The 21,425-nt window shown below is 75.3% G+C and carries 15 protein-coding genes and 2 tRNA genes; 5 read left to right on the forward strand and 12 right to left on the reverse strand.

The annotated features are described in order from the left end of the window. Positions 1–85: 85 nt before the first annotated feature. Both ABWU78_RS19065 and ABWU78_RS19070 read left to right on the forward strand, forming a co-directional pair. On the forward strand, positions 86–853 hold the full coding sequence (locus ABWU78_RS19065) for a response regulator transcription factor (protein WP_353707409.1): 768 nt from the start codon (positions 86–88) through the stop codon (positions 851–853). Then, positions 846–2,486, forward strand: a complete 1,641-nt coding sequence (locus ABWU78_RS19070) for a sensor histidine kinase (protein WP_439159202.1) — start codon at positions 846–848, stop codon at positions 2,484–2,486. Before ABWU78_RS19065 ends, ABWU78_RS19070 begins: the two co-directional genes overlap by 8 nt. Before the next feature lie 15 nt (positions 2,487–2,501). Here the strand turns inward: ABWU78_RS19070 and ABWU78_RS19075 are convergent, their stop codons facing one another. Genes ABWU78_RS19075 through ABWU78_RS19095 form a run of 5 tightly spaced genes read right to left on the reverse strand, consistent with a single transcriptional unit; the run spans position 2,502 to position 8,687 of the window. Then, a complete protein-coding gene (locus ABWU78_RS19075; RefSeq protein WP_439159203.1) occupies positions 2,502–4,493 on the reverse strand; it encodes an HlyD family efflux transporter periplasmic adaptor subunit in 1,992 nt (663 codons plus the stop codon). Beyond that, positions 4,486–5,433 carry a hypothetical protein gene (locus ABWU78_RS19080; RefSeq protein WP_439159204.1) on the reverse strand — a complete coding sequence of 316 codons (948 nt, stop codon included), beginning with the start codon at positions 5,431–5,433 and terminating at the stop codon, positions 4,486–4,488. The genes ABWU78_RS19075 and ABWU78_RS19080 overlap by 8 nt, the downstream gene beginning before the upstream one ends. Before the next feature lie 49 nt (positions 5,434–5,482). Then, the gene (locus tag ABWU78_RS19085) at positions 5,483–6,700 is read right to left on the reverse strand and encodes an ABC transporter permease (protein WP_253052360.1); all 1,218 of its coding nucleotides are present in this window, start codon (positions 6,698–6,700) and stop codon (positions 5,483–5,485) included. Further along, complete coding sequence (locus tag ABWU78_RS19090) at positions 6,697–7,443, reverse strand: ABC transporter ATP-binding protein (RefSeq protein WP_439159205.1); 747 nt, start codon at positions 7,441–7,443, stop codon at positions 6,697–6,699. The genes ABWU78_RS19085 and ABWU78_RS19090 overlap by 4 nt, the downstream gene beginning before the upstream one ends. Next, the gene (locus ABWU78_RS19095) at positions 7,440–8,687 is read right to left on the reverse strand and encodes an efflux RND transporter periplasmic adaptor subunit (protein WP_439159206.1); all 1,248 of its coding nucleotides are present in this window, start codon (positions 8,685–8,687) and stop codon (positions 7,440–7,442) included. The genes ABWU78_RS19090 and ABWU78_RS19095 overlap by 4 nt, the downstream gene beginning before the upstream one ends. 456 nt (positions 8,688–9,143) lie before the next feature. Between ABWU78_RS19095 and ABWU78_RS19100 the strand changes: the two genes are divergently transcribed. Then, positions 9,144–9,857, forward strand: coding sequence for an anaerobic ribonucleoside-triphosphate reductase activating protein (locus tag ABWU78_RS19100; protein WP_253052356.1), 714 nt, complete (start codon positions 9,144–9,146; stop codon positions 9,855–9,857). 91 nt (positions 9,858–9,948) lie between these two features. Here the strand turns inward: ABWU78_RS19100 and ABWU78_RS19105 are convergent, their stop codons facing one another. The 4 genes from ABWU78_RS19105 to ABWU78_RS19120 all read right to left on the reverse strand — a co-directional run bounded on the left by ABWU78_RS19105 (position 9,949) and on the right by ABWU78_RS19120 (position 12,524). Further along, a complete protein-coding gene (locus tag ABWU78_RS19105) occupies positions 9,949–10,572 on the reverse strand; it encodes a GyrI-like domain-containing protein (protein WP_439159207.1) in 624 nt (207 codons plus the stop codon). A gap of 83 nt (positions 10,573–10,655) precedes the next feature. Continuing rightward, complete coding sequence (locus ABWU78_RS19110) at positions 10,656–11,681, reverse strand: alpha/beta fold hydrolase (RefSeq protein ID WP_439159208.1); 1,026 nt, start codon at positions 11,679–11,681, stop codon at positions 10,656–10,658. 38 nt (positions 11,682–11,719) lie between these two features. Further along, positions 11,720–12,328: a TetR/AcrR family transcriptional regulator gene (locus ABWU78_RS19115; RefSeq protein ID WP_253052350.1), complete on the reverse strand. Its 609-nt coding sequence runs from the start codon at positions 12,326–12,328 to the stop codon at positions 11,720–11,722. 123 nt (positions 12,329–12,451) lie between these two features. Then, positions 12,452–12,524, reverse strand: a tRNA-Arg gene (locus ABWU78_RS19120). Between the two features lie 231 nt (positions 12,525–12,755). Here ABWU78_RS19120 and ABWU78_RS19125 point away from each other — a divergent pair. Both ABWU78_RS19125 and ABWU78_RS19130 read left to right on the forward strand, forming a co-directional pair. After that, positions 12,756–13,673, forward strand: a complete 918-nt coding sequence (locus ABWU78_RS19125) for an ABC transporter ATP-binding protein (RefSeq protein ID WP_439159209.1) — start codon at positions 12,756–12,758, stop codon at positions 13,671–13,673. Further along, a complete protein-coding gene (locus ABWU78_RS19130; RefSeq protein WP_439159210.1) occupies positions 13,670–15,040 on the forward strand; it encodes an FtsX-like permease family protein in 1,371 nt (456 codons plus the stop codon). Before ABWU78_RS19125 ends, ABWU78_RS19130 begins: the two co-directional genes overlap by 4 nt. 124 nt (positions 15,041–15,164) lie before the next feature. Here the strand turns inward: ABWU78_RS19130 and ABWU78_RS19135 are convergent. From ABWU78_RS19135 to ABWU78_RS19145, 3 genes are all read right to left on the reverse strand, one after another. Beyond that, positions 15,165–15,253 (reverse strand) — tRNA-Ser (locus ABWU78_RS19135). A gap of 102 nt (positions 15,254–15,355) precedes the next feature. Further along, complete coding sequence (locus tag ABWU78_RS19140; protein WP_253052344.1) at positions 15,356–16,633, reverse strand: threonine/serine ThrE exporter family protein; 1,278 nt, start codon at positions 16,631–16,633, stop codon at positions 15,356–15,358. Between the two features lie 109 nt (positions 16,634–16,742). Then, on the reverse strand, positions 16,743–21,200 hold the full coding sequence (locus ABWU78_RS19145; RefSeq protein ID WP_439159211.1) for a prealbumin-like fold domain-containing protein: 4,458 nt from the start codon (positions 21,198–21,200) through the stop codon (positions 16,743–16,745). Positions 21,201–21,425: the final 225 nt, after the last annotated feature.

A 21,425-nucleotide genomic window follows, 5' to 3' on the forward strand; every position in this document is an offset into this window, starting at 1 on the left:
GCGCGCTGGGGTGCAGCCCTCAGGACCTAGGTGACTCACAGGTTCGGCTCAGGCGCGTCACCGGGTCAGGGAGGAGGCTGGTTCCATGACCGCAGCCACCGCCCCCGTCGGCCGTCCCGACCAGCCCCGCCTGACGCGCCCGGACGGCTCGCCCGTCCGCGTGCTCGTGGTCGACGACGAGCCCAACCTCGCCGAGCTGCTCACCTCGGCGCTGCGCTACGAGGGCTGGGACGTGTCCACCGCGCTCGACGGGAGCTCCGCGATCCGGACCGCGCGCGAGACCGATCCCGACGTCGTCGTGCTCGACGTCATGCTCCCCGACATGGACGGCCTCACCGTGCTGCGACGCCTGCGCGAGCAGGAGGCCCGGAGGCCGGTGCTGTTCCTCACGGCGCGCGACGCCGTCGAGGACCGCGTCGCCGGCCTCACCGCGGGCGGCGACGACTACGTGACCAAGCCGTTCAGCCTCGAAGAGGTCGTCGCGCGCCTGCGCGGGCTGCTGCGCCGGGGCGGCGCCACCGCGCGCGAGGACTCGGTGCTCGTCGTCGGCGACCTCGAGCTCGACGAGGACGCGCACGAGGTGCGCCGCGCGGGCGAGGAGGTCCGGCTCACGGCCACCGAGTTCGAGCTCCTGCGCTACCTCATGCGCAACCCGCGCCGCGTGCTCTCCAAGGCGCAGATCCTCGACCGCGTCTGGAGCTACGACTTCGGCGGCCAGGCGAACATCGTCGAGCTCTACGTCTCCTACCTGCGTCGCAAGATCGACAAGGGCCGCGAGCCCATGATCCACACGCTCCGCGGCGTCGGCTACGTGCTCAAGCCCGCGGCGGGCGCGGCCGACGCCGGTGCCTGAGCCGTCACGGGCCGGGACGGCCCCGGCGCAGGGGACCGGGACACCGGGCCCGGCCCGCCGACGTCCCACCGCGCTGCGGCGACGGCTCGTCCTCGTGGTCGCCGGTGTCGTCCTCGTCGTGACCGTCGGGCTCGCCGCCGCCTCGACCGCGGCGCTGCGCACCCAGCTCGTCACCCAGGTCGACCACGAGCTCGAGCAGGCGAGTCAGCGGCTCGCGCAGGGGCCCGGGGGCCTGCCGCCGGGCAGGCAGCTCCCTGACGACGCGACGGGCACCCCGGCCCCGTCGCCCAGCAGCCTTCCCGACGGCGACGACCCGGCACGCCTGCCTGCCGGCATCGGTCCGGGGAGCGCGCTCGTGCGCTACGCCGAAGGCGAGATCGTGCTCGCGGAGTACGTCTCGCCGACGCTCGAGCGCGTCACGCTCGACGAGGCCCAGATCGCCACGCTCGAGGCCGTCCCGGCCGACGGCAGGGCGCACGACGTCGACCTGCCGGACCTCGGGTCGTTCCGTGCCGTGCACCGGACGACGGACGACGACCAGCCCGTCGTCGTCGCCTCGAGCACGACGAGCGTCGACGCGACGGTCGAGGACTACGTCTCCGTCCAGGTCGCGCTCGGCGCCGCGGGCCTGCTCGCCGCCGTGCTCCTGGGCACGTGGCTCGTGCGGCGCTCGCTCCGGCCGCTCGACGACGTCGCCGCCGCGGCGAGCCGCGTCTCCGAGCTGGAGCTCGCGCAGGGCGAGATCGACGCGATCCCGCGCGTCCCGGCCGACCTCACCGACGAGCGCACCGAGGTCGGGCAGGTGGGCGCCGCGCTGAACCGCATGCTGGAGAACGTCGAGACCTCGCTCCAGGCGCGCCACGACTCCGAGACCCAGGTGCGGCGGTTCGTCGCCGACGCGAGCCACGAGCTGCGCACCCCGCTCGCCTCCATCCGCGGGTACGCCGAGCTCGTGCGCCGCTCCCCCGACGACGTCCCGCCCGCCACCGCGCGCTCGCTCGACCGCATCGAGTCCGAGGCCGTCCGCATGACGGGGCTCGTCGAGGACCTCCTGCTCCTCGCGCGGCTCGACGCCGGCCGCCCGCTCGACCGCTCGCCCGTCGACCTCGCCGGCCTCGCCGTGGACGCCGTCATGGACGCCCACGCCGCCGGGCCCGACCACGACTGGGACCTCGACCTGCCCGGTACCGGCGACCTGGACGTCGACCTCGCCACGGACCTGCCCGACGCGCGCGGCGAGGACACCGACGAGGACGTCGACCTCGAGGTCCTGGGCGACGAGGCGAGCCTGCGCCAGGTGCTCGCGAACCTCCTCGCCAACGCGCGCACGCACACCCCGCCCGGCACCCACGTCGCGGTACGGCTGACGACCGACGGCGAGGACGTCGTGCTCACCGTCGCCGACGACGGCCCCGGCGTCCCGCCGACCCTGCGCCCGACGCTCTTCCGGCGCTTCACGCGCGGCGACGACGCCCGCAACCGCACCGGCGGCTCCACCGGCCTGGGCCTCGCCATCGCCGACGCGATCGTCACCGCGCACGGCGGCACGATCACCGTGACGTCGGCGACCGCGGACGAACCCGACCCCACGGGCACGACCTTCACCGTCCGCCTGCCTCGCGGGTCCGGATGACCTGGACCGACGTCCTCATCCGCCGGTGCGGGAGAAGCCACCCTCAGGGAAGCCCCCCTCGGGGAAGCCCCCCTCGGGGAAGCCTCCCTGGGGGAAGCCTCCCTGGGGGAAGCCGCTCTGCCCCTCGGACCCGCCCAGGCCGGCGAGCCCGCTCGACTCCTCGTCGTCGGGCACGAGCTCTCGGGCCAGGTCGGCCAGCACGACCTCGTCGCCTGCGGCGAGGCCCTCGGTGACCTCGGTGACCTCCGGCCCGACGGCGCCCGTCGTCACCGTCACGGTGCGCACGCCGTCGCCGTCGAGCACCCGGACCGTGCGCGCCGGCCCGTCCGCGGCCACGGCGGACGTCGGGACGACGAGGACGTCGCTCACCTCGGCGACCGCGATCGTCGCGGACGCGGACGCACCCTCGGGCAGCTCGCCGTCGACCGCGTCGAGCGCGACGGCCGCGGCGTACGACGGGGTCGAGGTCTGCGAGTCGTCGAGGATCCCGATGCTGCTCACGGTGCCCGTGTACGCACCGCCCGTGGCGGGAACGGTCGCGGTGACGGCCTGGCCGACCTCGACCGCACCCACCTCGGCGAGGTCGAGGGTCGTCGTGAGCACGTAGCCGCCGTCGCCGAGGACGGTCACGGCCGTGTCGCTCGTGCCGACCGACGCGCCCGGGGTCACGTCCACCTGTGCCACGGTCCCGGAGATCGGCGCGGTGAGGGTGCCCGCCGCCGCGGCCGCCGCGGCGATGTCGAGCTGCCGCTCGGCCACGCTGACGGCCGCGCGGTCGGCGAGGATGCGCTCCGCGGTCACGGTGCCCGACGACGTCCCGTCGCCCCTGGTCGTCACGGATCCGCCCGACGGCGCGCCGCCCGCGGCCGACCCGACGGCCCCGGTACCGCCGCCCGAGAGATCCGGGGTCGCACCCGCGCCCCCGCCCGAGGGGGCGGATCCGCCCGCGGGGGACGAACCGTCGGCGCCCGTCCCCGCCCCCGTGCCGGCCCCGGCATCAGGTGCCCCACCGGCGCTGCCGGAGCCGCTCCCCGGACCGGAGGCGTCGAGGAGCGCCGCCACCGCGGCGTCCAGCTCGGCGGACCTCTCGCCGAGCGTGGTCACGGCGTCGTCGAGGTTCGCCACGAGGTCCCGCAGGGCCGTCTGCGCCGCTCCGGTCGTCTGCTGGGCGCTGTCCGTCGCGGCGAGGGCCTCCTGCGCGGAGACGATCGCGGCGACGCACGCGGTCAGCTCGTCCTCGGTCACGGCGGCGTCGGCGGTTCCGGCCACGAGGACCGCGGCGCACGGGCCCTGGTCGCCGGTCGCGGAGGCGACCGCGTCGCCCGAGGTGCCCAGCGCCGCGGTGCCGGCGAGCAGGGCGTCCGCGACGGACTCGTACCCCGCGAGGAGCGCCTCCTGCGCCGTCTGCACGGCCGTCCGTGCGTCGGCCAGCGCGTCGAGCGCGGTGGTGACCGCCTGCTCGGCCTCGCTCGACCCGCCGGCGGCCGTGAGCGTCACGGCGCGCGTGCCCGCACCCGTCGTGCTGACGAGGAGCACGGACCCGCCCGCGGAGGTACCGGCCCCGGCCGCGCCCGTCCCGGAGGCGGACGTCACGCTCGCCGTCGAGCCCGAGCCGGACGACTGGGCGTCGAGGTCGTCGGCGAGGGTCTGCTGCGCCTCGGCAAGGGTCTCGTTCGCGTCGTCGACGGCGTCCTGCAGCGCGTCGGCGTCGAGCGTGGCGAGGACGTCACCCGCCTCGACGCGGTCGCCGGCGGCGACGTCGACGGTCGCGACGGTGCCCGACGCGCCGAACGTCACGTCGGCGCGGCTCGCGGACGCCACGGTGGCGCTGACCGACACCTGCTGCGCGACGTCACCGGTGGCGACCGTCGCCGTGCGGTACTGCGCGGCAGCAGGCCGCAGGGCGACGGCGGCGCCCCCCGCGCCCAGCACGGCGACCGCGACGCCCGCGGCGACCCACCGGTGGCGCCGCGACCGGCGGCGACGACGAACGACCGCGTCACGCATCGCGACCGTCCTCGTCCTGGCCACCGCGCACGCCGGGGAACCCGCCCCGGCCGCCGGGGAACCCGCTCGTGCACCCGTCGTCGCCGGGAGCGGAGACGCTCAGGCTCGTCGCGGCGAACGCGCCGCCGTCCTCGCTCTCGCCCTGGGCGGTGACGCACTGCCCGACGACGACGTCGTCGCCCGTGCCCGCGCGCTGGACCGTGTAGGTGGTCGCGTCGTCGACCGAGACGCTCTCCTCGGAGGTCTCCCCTTCAGACGAGGTCGTGCGCACCGTGATCGTGGAGCCGTCGACCGCCGTCACGAGGCCCGTCGTCAGACCGCCGAAGCCTCCACCCGGCCCGCCCTCGCGGTCCGGCGCGCCCGACGGCATGTCGGTCGGTGCGCCGTCGGGCATCTCGGGCAGGTCGGACGGCATGTCCGTCGGCGCGCCCTGAGGCCGCTCACCGCCACCGGGGAACCCGCCACCGCCGAACCCTCCGAAGCCGCCGGTGCACTCGCCGTCCACCGGCTCGCTCACGGCGACGCTCGTGGCCGCGTCTCCCGCCGAGTCCGCGGTCTCGTCCTGCGGCAGGGAGCCGGTCACCGCCAGGACGCACGACCCGACGGTCACGTCGGTGAGCGCGCCGTCCACCGTGACGCTGATCGTGGTGTCGTCGGACCAGACGACGGCGGTCTGCGACTCGTCGTCCTGGACCTGCGCGGTCGTCCCGTCGACGGCGGCGATCTCGCCCGAGACGCCGGGAGCACGGCCGCCGCGGCCCTGGGACGCGCTCTCGGGCGCGGCGCCCTGGTCGGCCGCGGCGTCCGACGGTGAGTCGTCGGGGGTCGCGGCGTCCGAGGCGGAGCACGCCGTGAGGGCGAGCGCGAGGCCGAGGGCGCCGAGCGCGACGAGGGCGCCGCGAGGCCGGCCGGTGCGGGGGCGCGTGGTGCGCGAGGTCATGGAGCTCTCCAGGTGTGCGTGTCGAGGATCGGGAGGGAGCAGGGCGGGGTCACTCGCTGCGCAGCGCGTCGATCGGGGCGAGGCGCGCGGCACGGACGGCGGGATACACGCCGAACACGAGCCCGATGGCCAGGGCCACGGCGATCGAGCCGCCGACGGCGAGCGGCGAGACCACGATCGAGGAGCCCAGCGCGGCCGGGAGGGCGAGCGCCGCGACGACGCCGAGCAGCGCGCCGACGAGGCCACCGGTGACGCCGAGGATCGACGCCTCCGTGAGGAACTGACGGCGGATCGCGCCGGGCGGCGCACCCAGCGCCTTGCGCAGGCCGATCTCGCGCGTCCGCTCGGACACGGACACGAGCATGATGTTCATGACGCCGATGCCTCCGACGAGCAGCGACAGGCCGGCCACCCCGGCCAGCAGGACCGTGAGCGTGCGGTACACCGACGTCGCGGTGGACACGAGCGAGTCCTGGGAGTCGATCGTGAAGTCGGCGGCGTCCGCGCTCGACGCGCCGTGCAGCGCGAGGAGCAGCGACTGCGCCTCCTGGTAGGCGGCGGAGATCGCGTCGGTGTCGGTCGCCTTGAGGTAGATCGTGCTGACCGACGTGTTCGTGCCGCCCGTGATCGCCGACGTCATCGCCGTCATGGACACGACGGCGACGTCGTCCAGGTTCGCCGACGCGCTCGACCCGGCGGCCTCGAGGACGCCCACGACGTCGAACGTCGTCCCGGCGATGCTCACGGTGCGGCCGACGACGTCGGTCGTGCCGAACAGCTCGCTCGCGGTCTCGGGGCCGAGCACGACCTCGTCGGTCGAGGCGACGTCGACGAACGCGCCGACCGCGACCTCGCGCGAGCGCACCTCGAGCCAGTCGTCGGTGACGCCCGTGACGGTCGTCGTCCAGTTGGCGTCGCCCGCCTCGAGCGACTGCGACGACTCCTTCTCCGCGGCCACCGCCGCGACGTCGGGCACCGCGACGTCCGAGGCGAGAGCCTCGGCGTCGGCCACGGTCAGCGTCGACGCGGAGCCGAACCCACCGCGGATCCCCGAGGAGTCGGTGGAGGACCCGGGCGTGACGATGAGCAGGTTCGACCCGAGCGAGCTGATGTCCTCGGAGACGTCCTTCTGCGTCCCCAGACCCAGCCCGACCGTGAGGATGACGGCGGCGATGCCGATGAGGATGCCGAGCACCGTGAGCAGCGAGCGCATCGTGTGCGCGCGGATCGCGTGCCACGCCGTGGCGGCGGTCTCGGTCCAGCTCATGACGCCACCACCCGCTCGTCCGACGTCACGAGGCCGTCGAGCACGCGCACGACCCGCCGGGACCGCTGCGCGACCTCGTGCTCGTGCGTGATGAGGACGATCGTGCGGCCCTGCGCGTGCAGCGCGTCGAGCAGGTCGAGCACGTCGGCGGTCGAACGGGAGTCGAGGTTGCCGGTCGGCTCGTCCGCGAGGACGAGCGCCGGCTCGCCGACGAGCGCCCGCGCGACGGCGACGCGCTGCTGCTGGCCGCCCGAGAGCTGGCCGGGCCGGTGCGCGGTGCGGTCGGCGAGGCCGACGCGGGCGAGCGCCTCCGCGGCCCGCTCGCGGCGCTCCGCCGAGGCCACGCCCCGGTACACGAGCGGGAGCTCGACGTTGCGCAGCGCGGAGAGCGACGGCAGCAGGTTGAACTGCTGGAACACGAAGCCGATCTGCTCGTTGCGCACGCTCGCCAGGTCGGTCTCGTCCAGGTCGTCGACGTCGTCGCCCGCGAGCCGGTACGTGCCCGAGGTGAGCGTGTCGAGGCAGCCGAGCACGTTCATGAGCGTCGACTTGCCCGAGCCCGACGGCCCGACGATCGCGACGTACTCGCCGCGCTCGATCCGGAGGTCGACGCCGCGCAGCGCCTCGAACTCGAGGTCGCCCGTGCGGTAGGTCTTGCGCGCGCCGCACAGGTCGATGACCGGCGAGGAGCCCGGCTCGGCCGGGAGACCCGCGAGACCGACCTCGCTCGTCGCGGCGGTCACGAGTTCCCTCCGCGGCCGGGGAAGCCGCCGGCGGGCAGCTGCGAGGGATCGAAGCCCTCGGGGAACCCGCCCTGGCCGCGCCCGGGCATCTGGGACGGGTCGAAGCCTTCCTCCCCGCCCTGGCCGCGTCCGGCGCCCGGGGTGAACGCGGTGTACTGCACGGTGTCCCCCTCCGACAGGCCGGACACGATCTCGATCATCTGGCCCGACGACTCACCGGTCTCGACGACCTGCTCCGAGGTCGACCCGTCCCCGTCCACGAGCGTCACGACCGAGGCCCCGTCGTCGTTCGTCGAGACGGCGGCGGCCGGCACGGAGAGCACGTCGGTGCGACGCTCGGTGACGATCGAGACGTCGACGCTCACGCCGTCGTGCAGGCCCTCGGGACTGCCGGTGACCGCGACCGTCACGGGGTACGCGACCGCGCCCTGCGTCGTGGAGGGCAGGCGCCCGATCTCGCTCACGGTGCCGAACACCGTCTCGGCGAGGTCGTCCGACGTCATCTCGACCTGATCTCCCGTCTCGATCGCCGCGACGTCGGACTCCCCGACGCTCACCTCGACCGTCCACGCGTCGGTCCCGACGATGGTGAACGCCGCGGTGTCGGACGAGCCGGACGACGAGGCGCTGGTCGACCCGCCGCTCGACGTGCCGGGCATCGCTCCGGCACCACCCTGGTCGGCCGCGCCGGTCGACCCGGACGAGCCCGTGCTCGACGACGGGCCCACCGTGTCCCCCACCGCGACGCCGACCGACGTCACCAGACCACCCACCGAGGCGGTGAGCGTCGCGTCGGACATCGCCGCCGCGGCCTCGTCGTACGCCTGCTGCGCGACCGCGACGGCGGACTCGCGCGCCTCGACGGCTGCCTCCGCCGCGTCGCTGCCGTCGTCGGACTCCCGCGCGTCCGCGAGGTCGGCCTGCGCCTGCGCGAGGTCCGCGTTCGCCCGCGCGAGCGCGGCGTCGAGCTGCAGGGTGTCGATCGTCGCGAGCGTCTGACCCGCCTCGACCGTGTCGCCCGCGGCGACCTCGACCGACTGCACGGTGCCCGACGCCGCGAACGACACGTCTTCCCGCACGCTCGGCGTGAGCGTCCCCGTCGTCGTCATGGTCCGCTCGAACGTCGCCGTGCTCGCCTGCGCGGTGGTCGGCTGCAGGGCTCCCGCCTCCGGGGCCGACGACGCGCGCGGCCGCAGGACCGTGAGGTAGACGACCAGCGCGGCGACCACGAGGACGGCGATCACCCCGACCACGACCGCCCGCCGGCGGGGCCGAGGCCCGCGCAGCCGCCGCGTCAGCCGGCCACGACGGGTGCCGCGGTCTTCGCTGGTCCCCGGCGCCTCGTCCGGCTCCGGTGGATCGGCGGGCCTCGTCCCCGACTCCGTGGTGGGCACGGACGACCGCGAGCGTTGCAGCAGCACCCTCGACTCCCAGGATCGATGCCACCCCGACGGGTGGCGGATGACCAGGACGCTAGGGAGCGCGACTGGGACGGGAGTAGCGCGCGGCTATGTCCTCCCTGTGAACCCGCCCGCGGCGGCGGGGCGACGACCGGGGACGCCGTCGTGCGCCGCGCAGGTCGGGACCTTCGGCCGGTCCGGCGCACCGGGCGGCGGCGCTACGTTCGAGGTCCTGGCAGCGCGGCGGGCGACCCCGACCCGTCGGACTGCCGGGCCGTCGTGCGTCGGAAGGAGCCGCCGATGACCCGCCCCGGCCTCGTGGTCGCCGGACTGAACCGGTTGTCCGTCACGGACTGGCCCGGGCGGAGGGTGGCGACGGTCCTCACCCAGGGCTGCCCGTGGCACTGCGGGTACTGCCACCACCCGGGACTGTGCGCGGTCGCCGCCCATGGCGCACCGCCGCCCGGGGACACGGTCCCGTGGTCGGAGGTCGTCGCGTTCCTCGCCCCGCGCCGTCGGCTGCTCGACGGCGTCGTCTTCTCGGGCGGCGAGCCGACGCTCCACCCCGGCCTGCTCGGCGCGATCGACGACGTGCGCGGCCTCGGCCTCGACGTCGGGCTGCACACCGCCGGCCCCTGGCCGGCCCGGCTCGCGCGGCTCCTGCCGTTCGTGGACTGGGTCGGGCTCGACATCAAGCACCTGCCCTCGCGCTACCCGGTCGTCACCGGGACGATCCCGTCCGGGCGCCGCGCGTTCGAGGCGCTGACCGTGCTGCTGCGCTCCGGCGTCGACCACGAGGTGCGCACCACGGTCGACCCGAGCGTGCACTCGCGCACCGAGCTCCTCGCGCTCGGCACGCACCTGCGCCGCCTCGGGGTGCGCGAGTGGGTGCTCCAGGAGGCCGCGCCGGACGGCGCGTCCGCCGCGTGGACCCGCGCGCTCGCGGGCCGCCGGCTCGCCGACGTGCTCGACGAGACGGACCTCGCCTGGGCACGACGCCGGTCGGCCGCCTGACCGCGGGTGGTCGCTGCCCAGGTAGCGCGAGGCAGAGCCCTGGTAGCGCGAGGTAGAGGCCCGGTAGCGCGAGGTAGAGGCCCGGTCGGCGTCAGACCGGGCGGACGGGTTGGCGCAGCACCGTGCGGAGCCTCGCCGGGTCCGTGCGTCGCACGTCGCTCAGGTAGATCTCGTGGTGCGGACCGGCGAACGTGAGGCCGTGCTCGGGCAGGTAGACGTCGTGCAGCTCCGCGAGCACCGGGCCCTCGTCGTCGTACGACCCGACGTGCAGGGTCTGCACGGACCGTCCCTCGGTCAGGCTCGTGCGCCGCACGAGGTCGAGCGCGGCCGGTGCGTCCTTCTTCGCGCGGACCGTCTCCGTGGCCGCGACGACGAGGTCCTCGTCGACCCAGTCCGGCTGGAGCACCAGCAGCGTCCAGCGCCACGCGCCCTTCTCCCGCCGCACGAACGTGCCCGGGTCGTCGGCCGTCCACAGGCCCTCCAGCGGACCGACGACGTAGTCGCGGCCCTCCCGCTTGCTCGCGAACTTCACGGCGTACGCGAGGGAGAAGAGCGCCTCGACCGCCTCGCCGTAGGCGGGCGACGTGTTCGGGTCGCCCTCGCCGTCGACCGCGAGGTAGGCGAGCGTCGGGACGTCCACCTCGACGAACCTCCCGCGCGGCGGGGCGTACAGCTCGCGGTGCAGCGCCTTGAGGTCCACCTTGTCCGAGGGCATGTCCCGACGCTACCCGCCGCCCCCGACGCCGGCCCGCCCGCGCCGTCGTGCGGGCGGGCCGGCGTCGGCCTGACGCGACGGGCTCAGGCTCCGCGGCGCGCGAGGTCGGGCTCGACGGGCGTGTCGGGGCGCAGCGGCGTCACGTAGTCGACGACGGCCCGCACGACCTCGGGGTCGCGCAGCAGCCGGTGGTGCCCGAGCCCGTCCGTCGTGAGAAGCTCGCCCTCGGGCCACGCCGCGGCGAGCGCCGCCCCGACGGGGTACGGGACCTCCTTGTCCGCGCGGTCGTGCACGACGAGCGCGGGCGGGACCGGGTGGGTGCGCAGGGTCTCGCGCACGTCCAGCTCGGCCAGCGGACGGCCCGCGACGTCGGAGAGCAGGCCCCGGAGCAGCTCGCGGGTCCGGCGCGAGAGCCGGAGCACGTCCGCGAACCCGTCGAGCTCGCCCAGCACGTCGGCGATCGCCGCGACGAGCACCAGCCGACCCGCGGGCAGCCCGTCGCGGACCGCGAGGACGGTCGTCGCGGTGCCGAGCGAGTGCGAGACGACCGCTGCGGGCTCGCCGTGGGACCGGACCACCGTCGCGAGCGCGTCCGCGAGCTCGGGCATGGTGCTGCGTCGCCGCCCGAGGCTGCCGGGCCCGGAGTCGCCGTGGCTCGGCGCGTCGAACGCGACGACGCGGTAGCCGGCTGCACGGAGCGGCTCGACGAACGCGCCGAGCTGGCCGCGCCACCCGCCCCACCCGTGGGCCAGGTAGACGACGCCGACCTCGGTGAGCGCACGGGTGCCCGCCGGGTCGCCGTCCGGGCTCGTCGCCCCCTCGCCGCCGGTCGCGGCCCACGTCTCGACGACGACCCGCGACCCGGCGGCCGTGGTCACCGTGGTGAGCGTGCCGGGGGCCGTGCGGTCGTCGCGGCGCCGCCCCGCGCCGTCGGGCGGCGTGCACCAGAGGTCGAGCGCGAGACGCGCGGCCCGGCGCGGGGAGACCGCCTGGAGGACGGCGAGGCGCGCGCGGACGACCGCGAGCCGCAGGGCGGCCTTGCGCCGTCGCGCGGCGCGTCGCCGGTCGGCACGAACGGTCGTGCTTTTCTTCGAGCCTGGGACGCCCACGGCGGTTCCTCTCGGGTCGGCGGTGCAGACGGCGGGGGTCAGCGGACGGGGAGCGGCGCGGTCGTGCGCGCCGCGTCGAGCAGCGCCTCGAACGCGCGCCGGGCGCGCTCCTCGGCGAGCGGGTCGGCCATGAGGACGTGCGCGTGGTTCACCCCGAGCATGACGCCGTAGAGGTCCGAGGCGAACTGCTCCGGGTCCGCGTCGGCGCGGAACCCGCCCTCCGCGACGCACGTGCGGAAGACCTGCGCGACGGCGTCGCACAGGTCGCGGTGGTCGCGCACGAGCTGGTCCCGGACGGGGCCCTGCTGCGCGGAGAGCTCGGTCGCCGCCTTGACGAACAGGCAACCGCCGGGGTCCTGGCGCAGGTCGCACGCGAGCCACCCCTCGAACAGCGCCCGCATCCGCGGCTCGCCGCGGGGGGTGCGCAGCGCGGGGGCCACCACCGTGTCGATGAACTCGGCGCGCGCCTGGCCGAGGACGGCGAGCTGGAGCGACTCCTTGGAACGGAAGTGCGCGTACAGGCCGGACTTCGACATGCCCGTGGCCGACGCGAGCTCGCCGATGGTGAGGCCGGTCAGCCCGACGCGGTACGCGGCCTCCACGCCACGGTGCAGGATCACCTGCCGCGTCTCGTCGCCCTTGGTCATCCGGCGAACGTAGCACGATCGTGCGGAAAGGGGGAGGGCCCGCTCGGCGCGGGACGGGAGCGACACCCACGCTCAGAACGACGAACGGCCCCACCCGTGCGGGTGAGGCCGTTCGTCATGAGGTGCGCCCGAAGGGATTCGAACCCCCAACCTTCTGATCCGTAGTCAGATGCTCTATCCGTTGAGCTACGGGCGCCGGTCCTGCCTGACCGCTGATCGCTCACCGGCCGTCGAGAACACTACCGTGTCCCCGCCCCGAACCCAAACCGATCCGGCCCCGGACGGGTGCGAGGTGACGGACGCCACGACGTCCGACCCTCGCCGCACGCGACGCGCCGGACGGTCCCCCCAGGGTCGGACCCGCACGCGACGACGTCCCGTCCTCAGCCCGACGCGGTGGCACCCGTCGCCGTCGGACGATCGGTCCATGACGTTCACCGGCCCCTCCTCCGCCCCCGGCGGCTCGCCCCTCGTCGCGAGCGCGCTCACCAAGGTCTACGGCTCCGCCCAGACCGCGACGCACGCCCTCGCGGGCGTGAACCTCACGGTCCACCCGGGCGAGTCGCTCGCGATCATGGGCCCCTCGGGGTCCGGCAAGACGACGCTCCTGCACGTCCTCGCGGGCATCGTCACCCCGACCTCCGGCTCCGTGTCGTGGCGGGGCGAGGACGTCACGACGCTCTCCGAGGCCCGTCGCACCGTCCTGCGGCGCCAGGACTTTGGCTTCGTGTTCCAGTCGGGCCAGCTCCTGCCGGAGCTGCCCGCGGTCGAGAACGCCGCGCTGCCGCTCATGCTCGCGGGGACGGCGCGCACGGAGGCGACGGCCGTCGCCGCCCGCTGGCTCGCGCACCTCGGCCTCGCCGGGATGGAGCAGCGCCGCCCGGGCGAGCTGTCCGGCGGCCAGGCCCAGCGCGTCGCGATCGCCCGCGCGCTCGTCGGGTCGCCCGGCGTCGTGTTCGCCGACGAGCCGACCGGCGCGCTCGACCAGTCGACCGGTGCCGAGGTCCTCGACGTCCTCACGCGCGCCACCCGGGACTCCGGCGCCGCGCTCGTCGTCGTCACGCACGACGCGGGCGTCGCGCGGCACTGCTCGCGCACCGTGACGATGCGCGACGGGCGCATCTCCGGCGAGTTCTTCGCGCCCGGGGCCCAGCCCGCCCCGGGCACGACGCAGCCCGCGGCGACCGCCGTCGTCGGGCAGCCCGCTCCCCTGCCGCCCGCCCCGTACGACGCCGCCACGCGGGCCGCGATGGCCGCGCACCCGGCCGCGGGACACGCACCCGGCGCGCCCGCGCCCGTGGCGCCGGCCGCTCCCGCCGCGCCGAGCCAGGAGAGCGCCCGATGAGGACCGTCGACCTCTGGTGGCTCCTGCGCCGTCGCAGCGCCGACGAGCGCGATCCGCAGGGCCTGACGAACGTGCTCGCGATCATCGCCTTCGCGGTCACCACCGCGATCCTGCTCGTGGTCATGGGCGGCTTCCACGCCTTCCTCCTGCGCGCCGGCGGTCTCGAGGGCGTCCGCAAGGGCATGGAGGGCGTGACCCCCTACGACGCGCAGTACCCGTTCCTCGCGGGCATCGCGTCGCTCCTGCTGCTCATCCCGCTCGTGACCCTCGGCGCCGCCGCCGCGCGCCTCGCCGTCGCCCGCCGCGACGCGCGGCTCGCGGCGCTGCGCCTCGCGGGCGCCACGACCGGCCAGGTCACGACCCTCACCGCCCTCGACGCCGCCGCGCAGGCCGTGATCGGGGCGCTCGTGGGGCTGGTCGGTTACGGAGCGCTGCTGCCGCTCGTCGCCCAGCTCCGCTTCCAGGGCCGCACGTTCGACCTCGGCGAGCTGTGGGTCGGCGTCCCGGCGCTCCTCGGGGCGGTCGTGCTCGTGGTCGCCGTCGCGCTCGTGTCCGCCCTCGTCAGCCTGCGCCGCGTGGCGATCACGCCGCTGGGCGTCGCGGCCCGCGTGACGCCTCCGGGGCTCAAGGCCGTGCGGCTGCTGTCGATGGGCGTCGCGTTCGTCGCGCTGATCGTCGCGACGAACCTGTCCTTCGGGTCGGTGGCGGTCGTCCTCACCGTCCTGACGGTCATCCTCCTGGTCGGCTTCGCGACCGTGAACGTCGTCGGGCCGTTCGTCATCTGGCTCGTCGGCAGGATGACGGCCGGCGGCGCCCGCCGCGTGCCGACGCTGCTCGCGGGGAGGCGGATCGTCGACAACCCGAAGACCGCGTGGCGCTCCGTCGGCGGGGTCGCCCTCGCGACGTTCATCGCCGGGCTGACGAGCATCTTCGCGCTCCTGGAGCCGGGCATGGGCGCGGACCCGGACGAGGTGCAGTACCTCACCGACATGAAGACCGGCGGGTTCCTCACCCTCGCCATCGCGGGCGTGCTCGCCGCCGTCTCGACCGGCGTGATGCAGGCCGGTCGCGTGATCGACCAGCGCAACGAGTACCGCACGCTCGTCCTGTCCGGGACGGACCTGCGCACGCTCGACCAGGCGCGGTTCCGCGAGACGCTCGTCCCTCTCGTCGTGAGCGTCGGCGTGGCGACGTTCGCCGCGCTGCTGTTCATGGTCCCCGTGATCGGGCTCAACGCGTTCGCGAACGTGGGGGTCGTCGTGCAGTTCCTGCTGTGCGTCGCCGCCGCGTCGGCCCTCGTGCTCGCCGGGGCCGGGGCGTCCCGGTTCGTGGTGCGGTCCGCGCTCGCGACGTCGGGCAGCGCGTAGCCGCCCCCACCCGTCAGCGCCCCCTGGTCCCCCGACCTGTGGGGCGCTGACGGCTCTGCGCCGGGCGACAGAAGTCGGGCAACAGAAAAGGCCCCGGGCGCTCGGCAGCCGGGACCTTCCTGAGCGGAGACGGAGGGATTTGAACCCTCGAACGGATTGCTCCGTTACCACCTTAGCAGGGTGGCGCACTAGACCTGACTATGCGACGTCTCCTCGCAGGCTCGGCGGAGAGCCTGCGTCGCCCAGGGTACAAGGGCGCCGCCGCGAGACCAAACCGCCGAGCCCTGCGGGTCGCCCGCGCCGCCGCCCGGACGGCTACCGCTCGAAGGTCCACTCCCTGTCGGTGAGCATCCGCGCCACGGCGAGCCCGATCGCGAGCGCGACGATCACCAGCCCGGCCTCGACGGCGTAGGCGAGCGCCTGCGCTGTCGCGCCGGTGTTGAACTCGTACACCGCCCGGTACGCCGTCACGCCGGGGACCATGATGACGACAGCGGGCACGGACACGGTGATGCGCGGGACGCGCAGCGCCGGGGCGACCGTGGCGGCGAGCAGGCCCACGAGCAGCGCGGCCGCCGCGGCGGCCGCCTGCGGGACGACGTCGGCGTCCACGAGGAGCAGGCGCCCCACGTTCGCGACCATGCCGATCGACGCGGCCCCGAGCGCCATCGCCCACGGGCTGTTGAACATGAGGGCGAACCCGAGCACCCCGAGGAAGCTCGCGACGCTCCGCAGGCCGAGGAACAGCGGCTCCGCCAGGCCGGGCGGCGGCACCGGGTCCGGGGCGAGGCCCGCCGCGGCCGACACGCCCCACACGGCCAGGGCGGCCGAGGCGAGGATCATGAGCGCGTACGTCACGCGCGCGACCCCGGCCGAGAAGTCGAGCTTCGCGAGGTCGAGCGCGCCCGTGACGAGTGCGAACCCCGGCACGAGGAACAGCACCGCGGAGACGTACCCGGCCTCGTGCCCGCCGTCGACGCCCGCGAGCGCGGACAGCGCCAGGACGAGCGCGAGGTAGGCGATGCTCGCGACCGCTGCCGCGAGCATCGTCACGCCGAACTGGTTGATCCCCCGGTGCAGCATCGCGCGGCGCACGCCCTGCCCGAGCGCCGCGGCGACCAGCACCGCCCCGCACTCGACGAGCCCGCCGTTGTTGAGGAACGCGAACGCCGCGCACGCGATCCCCGCCCAGAGGGCGTTGAGCAGCGCCCCGTACAGCGGCGGGCGGCGCGAGATCCGGTCGAGCTCCGCCTCGACGGCATCGAGGTCGGCGCCCGCCGGGAGGGCCGCGGAGAACCGCTCGAGCTGCGCCAGGCGGTCGGCGTTGATCCCGATCGACCGGACCTCGGTGAGCTCGGTGCGGAAGATCGGGCCCCGGTACGACGTCGCCGTGATCTCCGTGAGCGTCACGTGGGCGGCGATGTGGTCGAGCCCCAGCGCGCGCGCCGCGCGGGTCATGTGCGACTTGACGCGGTAGCTGCCCGTCCCGGCGGAGAGCGCGAGGCGACCGATCCGCAGCACGGTGCCCGACCGGCGGATGAGGTCGACGGGCTCGAGACCGGCTTCGTCGGCCGGGGAGGGCTCAGGCGTCACGAGGCCATGATCCCGTAGGTCCGTCCGCGCGGCACTCGCCGAAGGTCCCGGTCCCCGGTGCCCAGGGGCCGGACGCCGGACGTCCCCGGTCCGCCCGGCCCGGGCCCGGTCAGGAGCGTCGCACCCGCCGGACGGCGAGGAGGCCGCCTCCCACGAGCAGCAGCGCCCCGGCCACCCCGAGCAGCCAGCCCGGGTCGGCACCGGTCGCCGGGAGCGGCCGGTCCGCCTGCCCGGGCGGCACGGTCGGCTCGGGAGCCGGAGGCGTCGGGCCGCCGTCGTCCGGGGGCTCGGGCGCCGGCGCGCACGCGGCCGCCTCCGACTCGGTCGCGCCGTCCTCCCCGAGCACGGCCGCGGTGTTGAGGAAGCCGCCCGGGGCCGCACCCGCCGGGTCGCACAGCAGCGCGTCCGGGACGACGTCGGCCGGGACCTGCGCGGTGACCGTCACCCGGAAGAGGTGCGTGGCTCCCGCGGCGAGGGTCGCGCCGGAGACGACCGTCGTGCGGTCCACGCCGTCCCAGTCGTCGGCGACCGGCGGGCCGTCCACGGGCTCGACCGTCGCGTCCCGCACGACGATGCCCCCGCCGAACGCGAGCCGGTCGACGAGGTCGTAGGTCCGCTCGACGGCCGCGGCGTTGCGCACCGCGACCTCGTAGACGACGCGGACGACGCCGGGCGCGACGGCGACCGGGCCCTCGACCACGGTCTTGGCGACCTCGAGCGCCGTCGGGCGGGCGTTCGTGAAGGTGCACAGCACCGTCTCCCCAGACCTGACGTCCACGGTCGCGGTCGCGCCGTCGACCGTCGTCGGCGCGCTGGACCCGACGCACACGAGGTCCGCGAGGGTCCAGCCCGGGGTCGGCGTCTCCGTCACGGTGTACGTCCCCGGAGCGAGCGGGCCCGGCGAGAACGGCTCGTCGCCGTCGGTGAGGGTGAACGGGGACGACGCGCCGCCCTCCGGCGCCCACGCGAGCCCGAACTCCTGGTCCGACCCCGCGGGCTCGGTGACCTTGTCGACGACGAGGGTGCCCCACCGCGTGTTCGTGTAGGTGCACACGACGGTCTCGCCGGGGTCGAGCGCGATCGCCCCGGTGCTGCCCGAGGCCGTGGACGGTGACCCGTCCGGGTCGCCGTCGACGCACGTCAGCGCCGTGTTCTCGAACCCGTCCTGCGCCACCTCGGTCACGACGTACGACCCCGGGGCCACGTCCTCGAACGTCGTGGTCCCGACCCCGCCCTCCGTGACGACGGAGAAGCCCTCCGCGTCCGGCCAGTCCCCGCTGAAGTCGAACTCGCCGTCGGCGCCGTCGACGACCTTGGCGACCACGATCGTGCCGTGGCGCGCGTTCTCGGCCGTGCACGCGGCGACGTCGCCGGGCCCGACGGAGAAGTCGGAGAGGTCCGTCAGCGGGAACGGCTCCCCACCGTCCGCGGGGGTGACGAGGCACGTCAGCGCGCCCTCGACCCAGCCGTCCCCGTCCGACTCCACGAACGAGTACCGCACGCCCGGGACGATCTGCGGGAGGCCGAGCGTCGCCGTGCCGTCGACGGTGGTGACCGGCACCGTGATGGGGTCGACGGCGCCGTCGACGTCCGTGAGCACGAACTCGAACGTCCCGTCACCGCCCAGGGAGGTCTTCGTGAGCGTGCCGCTCCCCTGCACCGCGGTGTTCGTGAGCGTGCACGACACGTCCAGCCCGACCGGGGCGACGAACTGGATCCCGGGCGTGCCCGGGTCGGTGTCCGTGACTCCCGTGCACGCGACGTCGACCGCGGTCCATCCCGGGACCGGCGCCTCGGTGATCGAGTAGGCGGTGCCCGGGACGAGACCGGACCACGTGACGACGTCCGCCGCCTGTCCGGCGCCCGAGGCGGTCTGCGGCGACGTCTGCCCTGCGGGCACGGGGTCGATCGCGACGTCGAACGACCACGGCAGGTCGCCGCCGATCCCGGTGGCCACCTTGGCCACGGAGATGCTCGATGTCGCGACCGTGTTCTGCACCGAGCAGGCGATCTGCTGCCCGGGCGTCGCCTCGATCTGGAACCCGGGCGCCGTGGCGTCGGCGTCCGCGAGCCCCTCGCACGTGACCTCCCCCCGGGTCCATCCCGGCGGGACCGTTCCGGCCTCCCGCACCGTGTAGAGCGCGCCGGGGACGAGCTCTCCCCACGCGACCGTGGGCGCCGCCGTCGTCGCCGTCCGGCCGTCCACCGTGCCGTCGGGAGCCACGAGCTCGACGTCGACGGACCACCCGAACGCGGGGTCGGCGCCCACGACCCTCTTGGTCAGGGAGAGCGACGCCGGCGCGGCCAGGTTCGTGAAGAAGCACACGATGACGCCGCCGTCCGGCAGGTCGACCGTCACGCCGCGCCCGTCCGCGCTGGGGGACCAGAAGTCCGCGTTGCACGTGGGCGGGTCGGCCGCGAGCGACCACCCGACCGGGTCCGCCGGCTCGGTGATCGTGTAGGTCCCGGGCTCGAGCCCGTCGAACGAGCGCAGGGCGACGTTCGGCGGGGTGGAGCTGCCGCTCAGGCTGAACGGCGTCGGGTCGCCGACCGGTGGGACGAAGAGGAAGTCGAAGTCCTGCTCGTACTCGACCGGGACGGTCCGCTTGACGACCGCGATCGACCCGGGGGTGACGTTCGTGAAGAAGCAGCGCACCGTCTCCCCGGGGAGCACCGTCAGGCCGATCGTGCGGCCCTCGGGGTCGGCGGAGTGGTCCTCGCCGCCGTAGGTGCACGCGAGGTCGGCCAGCCGGGTCGCGGGCAGCTCGTCGTCCGTGAGCTCCTCGATCGTGTACGTCCCGGCCGGGACGTCCTGGATCGTGTGCTCGTAGAGCGTCCCGTCGCCCTGCTCGACCGTGATCGAGAAGTCCTCGTTCCCCGGGAGGTCGCTCGTGAAGTCGAACGTGCGCCCGTCGACGCCGTGCGCCTCCTTGGAGACGATCACCGTGCCGAGCTGCGTGTTCGTGAACGTGCACTCGATGTTCTGCCCGGCCACCGGGGTCACCGTCACGGCCTGCCCGGCCGGCGTGGAGGGGGCCGTGCAGACGATCCCCGGGGGGAGCCACCCCGGCGTCGCCTCCTCGGAGACCGTGAACGGCACGCCGGCGGGCACGGGGAAGGACGCGCTCTCGCCGTCGTGGAGCGTGAAGCCCGCCTGCCCCGTCGCCTCGAAGGAGAACTCCTGCGGCGACCCGTCGGGGTCGGTCTGCTTGGTCACCGTGACGACGGCGGCCTCGTTGGTGATGACGCAGTCGGTGGTGCTCAGCGGACGCACCGGAAACCGGTCCGCCGGGTCGTCGAGCACGAACTGCTCGGGCGGCCCGCCCCCCGCGGGGACCGCGGTGCACACGACGGACTGCAGGTCCCACGGGGGCGGGACGTCGCTCTCCGTGAGGGAGAAGGCGGAACCGAACAGGACGTCGTCGAACCGGACGGTCTCCCCGCTCGCGAGCGTCCCCGAGACCGTCGGCACGGGCGGCGGACCCGGCTGCACCGGGCCCGTGTCGCTCGCCACCGTGAAGCCGAACCGGGCCCCGGTGTCCGCGCTCTGCGGGACCGTCGCCTTGGTCACCGTGAGCGCACCGCAGTTGGCGATGGTCATCCGGTCCGGCGCGTGGTCGGCGAAGTCCTGGATGTTCGCGTTCGGCGAGTTGCCGGTGCGCGTGAGCATCTCCGCGACCTCGTAGGTCGCGCACTCGGAGGGTGCGAGGACGCCCGCGGTGTTCAGGTCGATCGCGAACTCGCCGAACGTCTCCTGCGGCTGGTTCGTCAGCGGCGGGCCCTCGGAGCGCACGCCGACCGCCCACGCGAAGTCCACGGAACCCGGGTCCGGCGTCCAGGTCCCGGGGCCCAGGGCGTTGGCGCAGCCGTCTCCCGCGGCAGGGGTCCACCGGTGCACGGCGGCCGTCGTGCCCGACGACGCGTAGTCGAACTCGAGCAGCACATCGTCGCAGCGTCCCGGTCCCGGGCCCTCGAGGTGCTGGAAGACGCTGACCTCGCCCGCACCCGCGTACCGGGTCCAGTAGCCGTAGAGGATCGCGTGCCGCTCGCCACCGCCGTCGACGACGTACTCCAGCCCGTACCCCGTGGAGCACAGGTCGCCCTTGGCGTTCGGGTTCGACGGGCCCGGCCGCCACGGGTTGGTGCCGGGACTCTGGCTGGGCGGGGCGCCCGTCTGGTCGGGGTTGGCGTTGCAGGACTGAGCGAGGCTCCCGTTGTCCCACGCGAAGCTGGCCTGCACGATCCCCGACGACTCGAACCCCTGGGGCGTCGTGTAGGGGCCGGTCGGGGTGAACGTGAACGCGCCGTCGGGCTGCACGTCGGTGAGGAAGTCGTCCCAGTTGAAGGTCTCGGGCGGGCTGCCGGAACCCGACGTCCCGTCGACCTCCATGCCGGTCTGCAGGCCGGACGGCTGGAGCGTCGCGGCGTCCGCCGTCGGCGGTGGGGAGAGAGGCACCAGCACGGCCCCGAGCAGGAGCGTCGCGACCAGACCGGCGAGCACCCGCCGCCCCCTGGCGCGCGACGCAGGCAGACCGCGCTCCCGCGCCGTCCCGGTCGTGCTCGTCATGGGCCGCTCCCCCCAGAGACCGCACCTCACCCGCTGGCGGACGCACCGCGCCGTGCCGTCCCGTGCGCCCAGGCCGGTCCCCGTGGCACGCGCCCCCGCCCGCCGGACCACCCCGTGGCGACGCGCGCAGGCACGTCCGACCGTCCTCGTCCGACCGACGATAGTACGAAGGGGTCCTCGTCGCGCGGGCGTCGCCGGGACGCACGTCGGGCCGGGTCCGGAGCA

Source organism: Cellulosimicrobium sp. CpK407 (assembly GCF_051844275.1).
GTDB lineage: Bacteria > Actinomycetota > Actinomycetes > Actinomycetales > Cellulomonadaceae > Cellulosimicrobium > Cellulosimicrobium cellulans_G.

What these genes read in the sequence shown, in the direction of transcription:
- ABWU78_RS19065 (WP_353707409.1), top strand. Translation starts at nt 86, where the DNA reads ATGACCGCAGCCACCGCCCCCGTCGGCCGTCCCGACCAGCCCCGCCTG.
- ABWU78_RS19075 (WP_439159203.1), bottom strand. Translation starts at nt 4,493, where the DNA reads ATGCGTGACGCGGTCGTTCGTCGTCGCCGCCGGTCGCGGCGCCACCGG.
- ABWU78_RS19080 (WP_439159204.1), bottom strand. Translation starts at nt 5,433, where the DNA reads ATGACCTCGCGCACCACGCGCCCCCGCACCGGCCGGCCTCGCGGCGCC.
- ABWU78_RS19085 (WP_253052360.1), bottom strand. Translation starts at nt 6,700, where the DNA reads ATGAGCTGGACCGAGACCGCCGCCACGGCGTGGCACGCGATCCGCGCG.
- ABWU78_RS19100 (WP_253052356.1), top strand. Translation starts at nt 9,144, where the DNA reads ATGACCCGCCCCGGCCTCGTGGTCGCCGGACTGAACCGGTTGTCCGTC.
- ABWU78_RS19105 (WP_439159207.1), bottom strand. Translation starts at nt 10,572, where the DNA reads ATGCCCTCGGACAAGGTGGACCTCAAGGCGCTGCACCGCGAGCTGTAC.
- ABWU78_RS19115 (WP_253052350.1), bottom strand. Translation starts at nt 12,328, where the DNA reads ATGACCAAGGGCGACGAGACGCGGCAGGTGATCCTGCACCGTGGCGTG.
- ABWU78_RS19125 (WP_439159209.1), top strand. Translation starts at nt 12,756, where the DNA reads ATGACGTTCACCGGCCCCTCCTCCGCCCCCGGCGGCTCGCCCCTCGTC.
- ABWU78_RS19130 (WP_439159210.1), top strand. Translation starts at nt 13,670, where the DNA reads ATGAGGACCGTCGACCTCTGGTGGCTCCTGCGCCGTCGCAGCGCCGAC.
- ABWU78_RS19145 (WP_439159211.1), bottom strand. Translation starts at nt 21,200, where the DNA reads ATGACGAGCACGACCGGGACGGCGCGGGAGCGCGGTCTGCCTGCGTCG.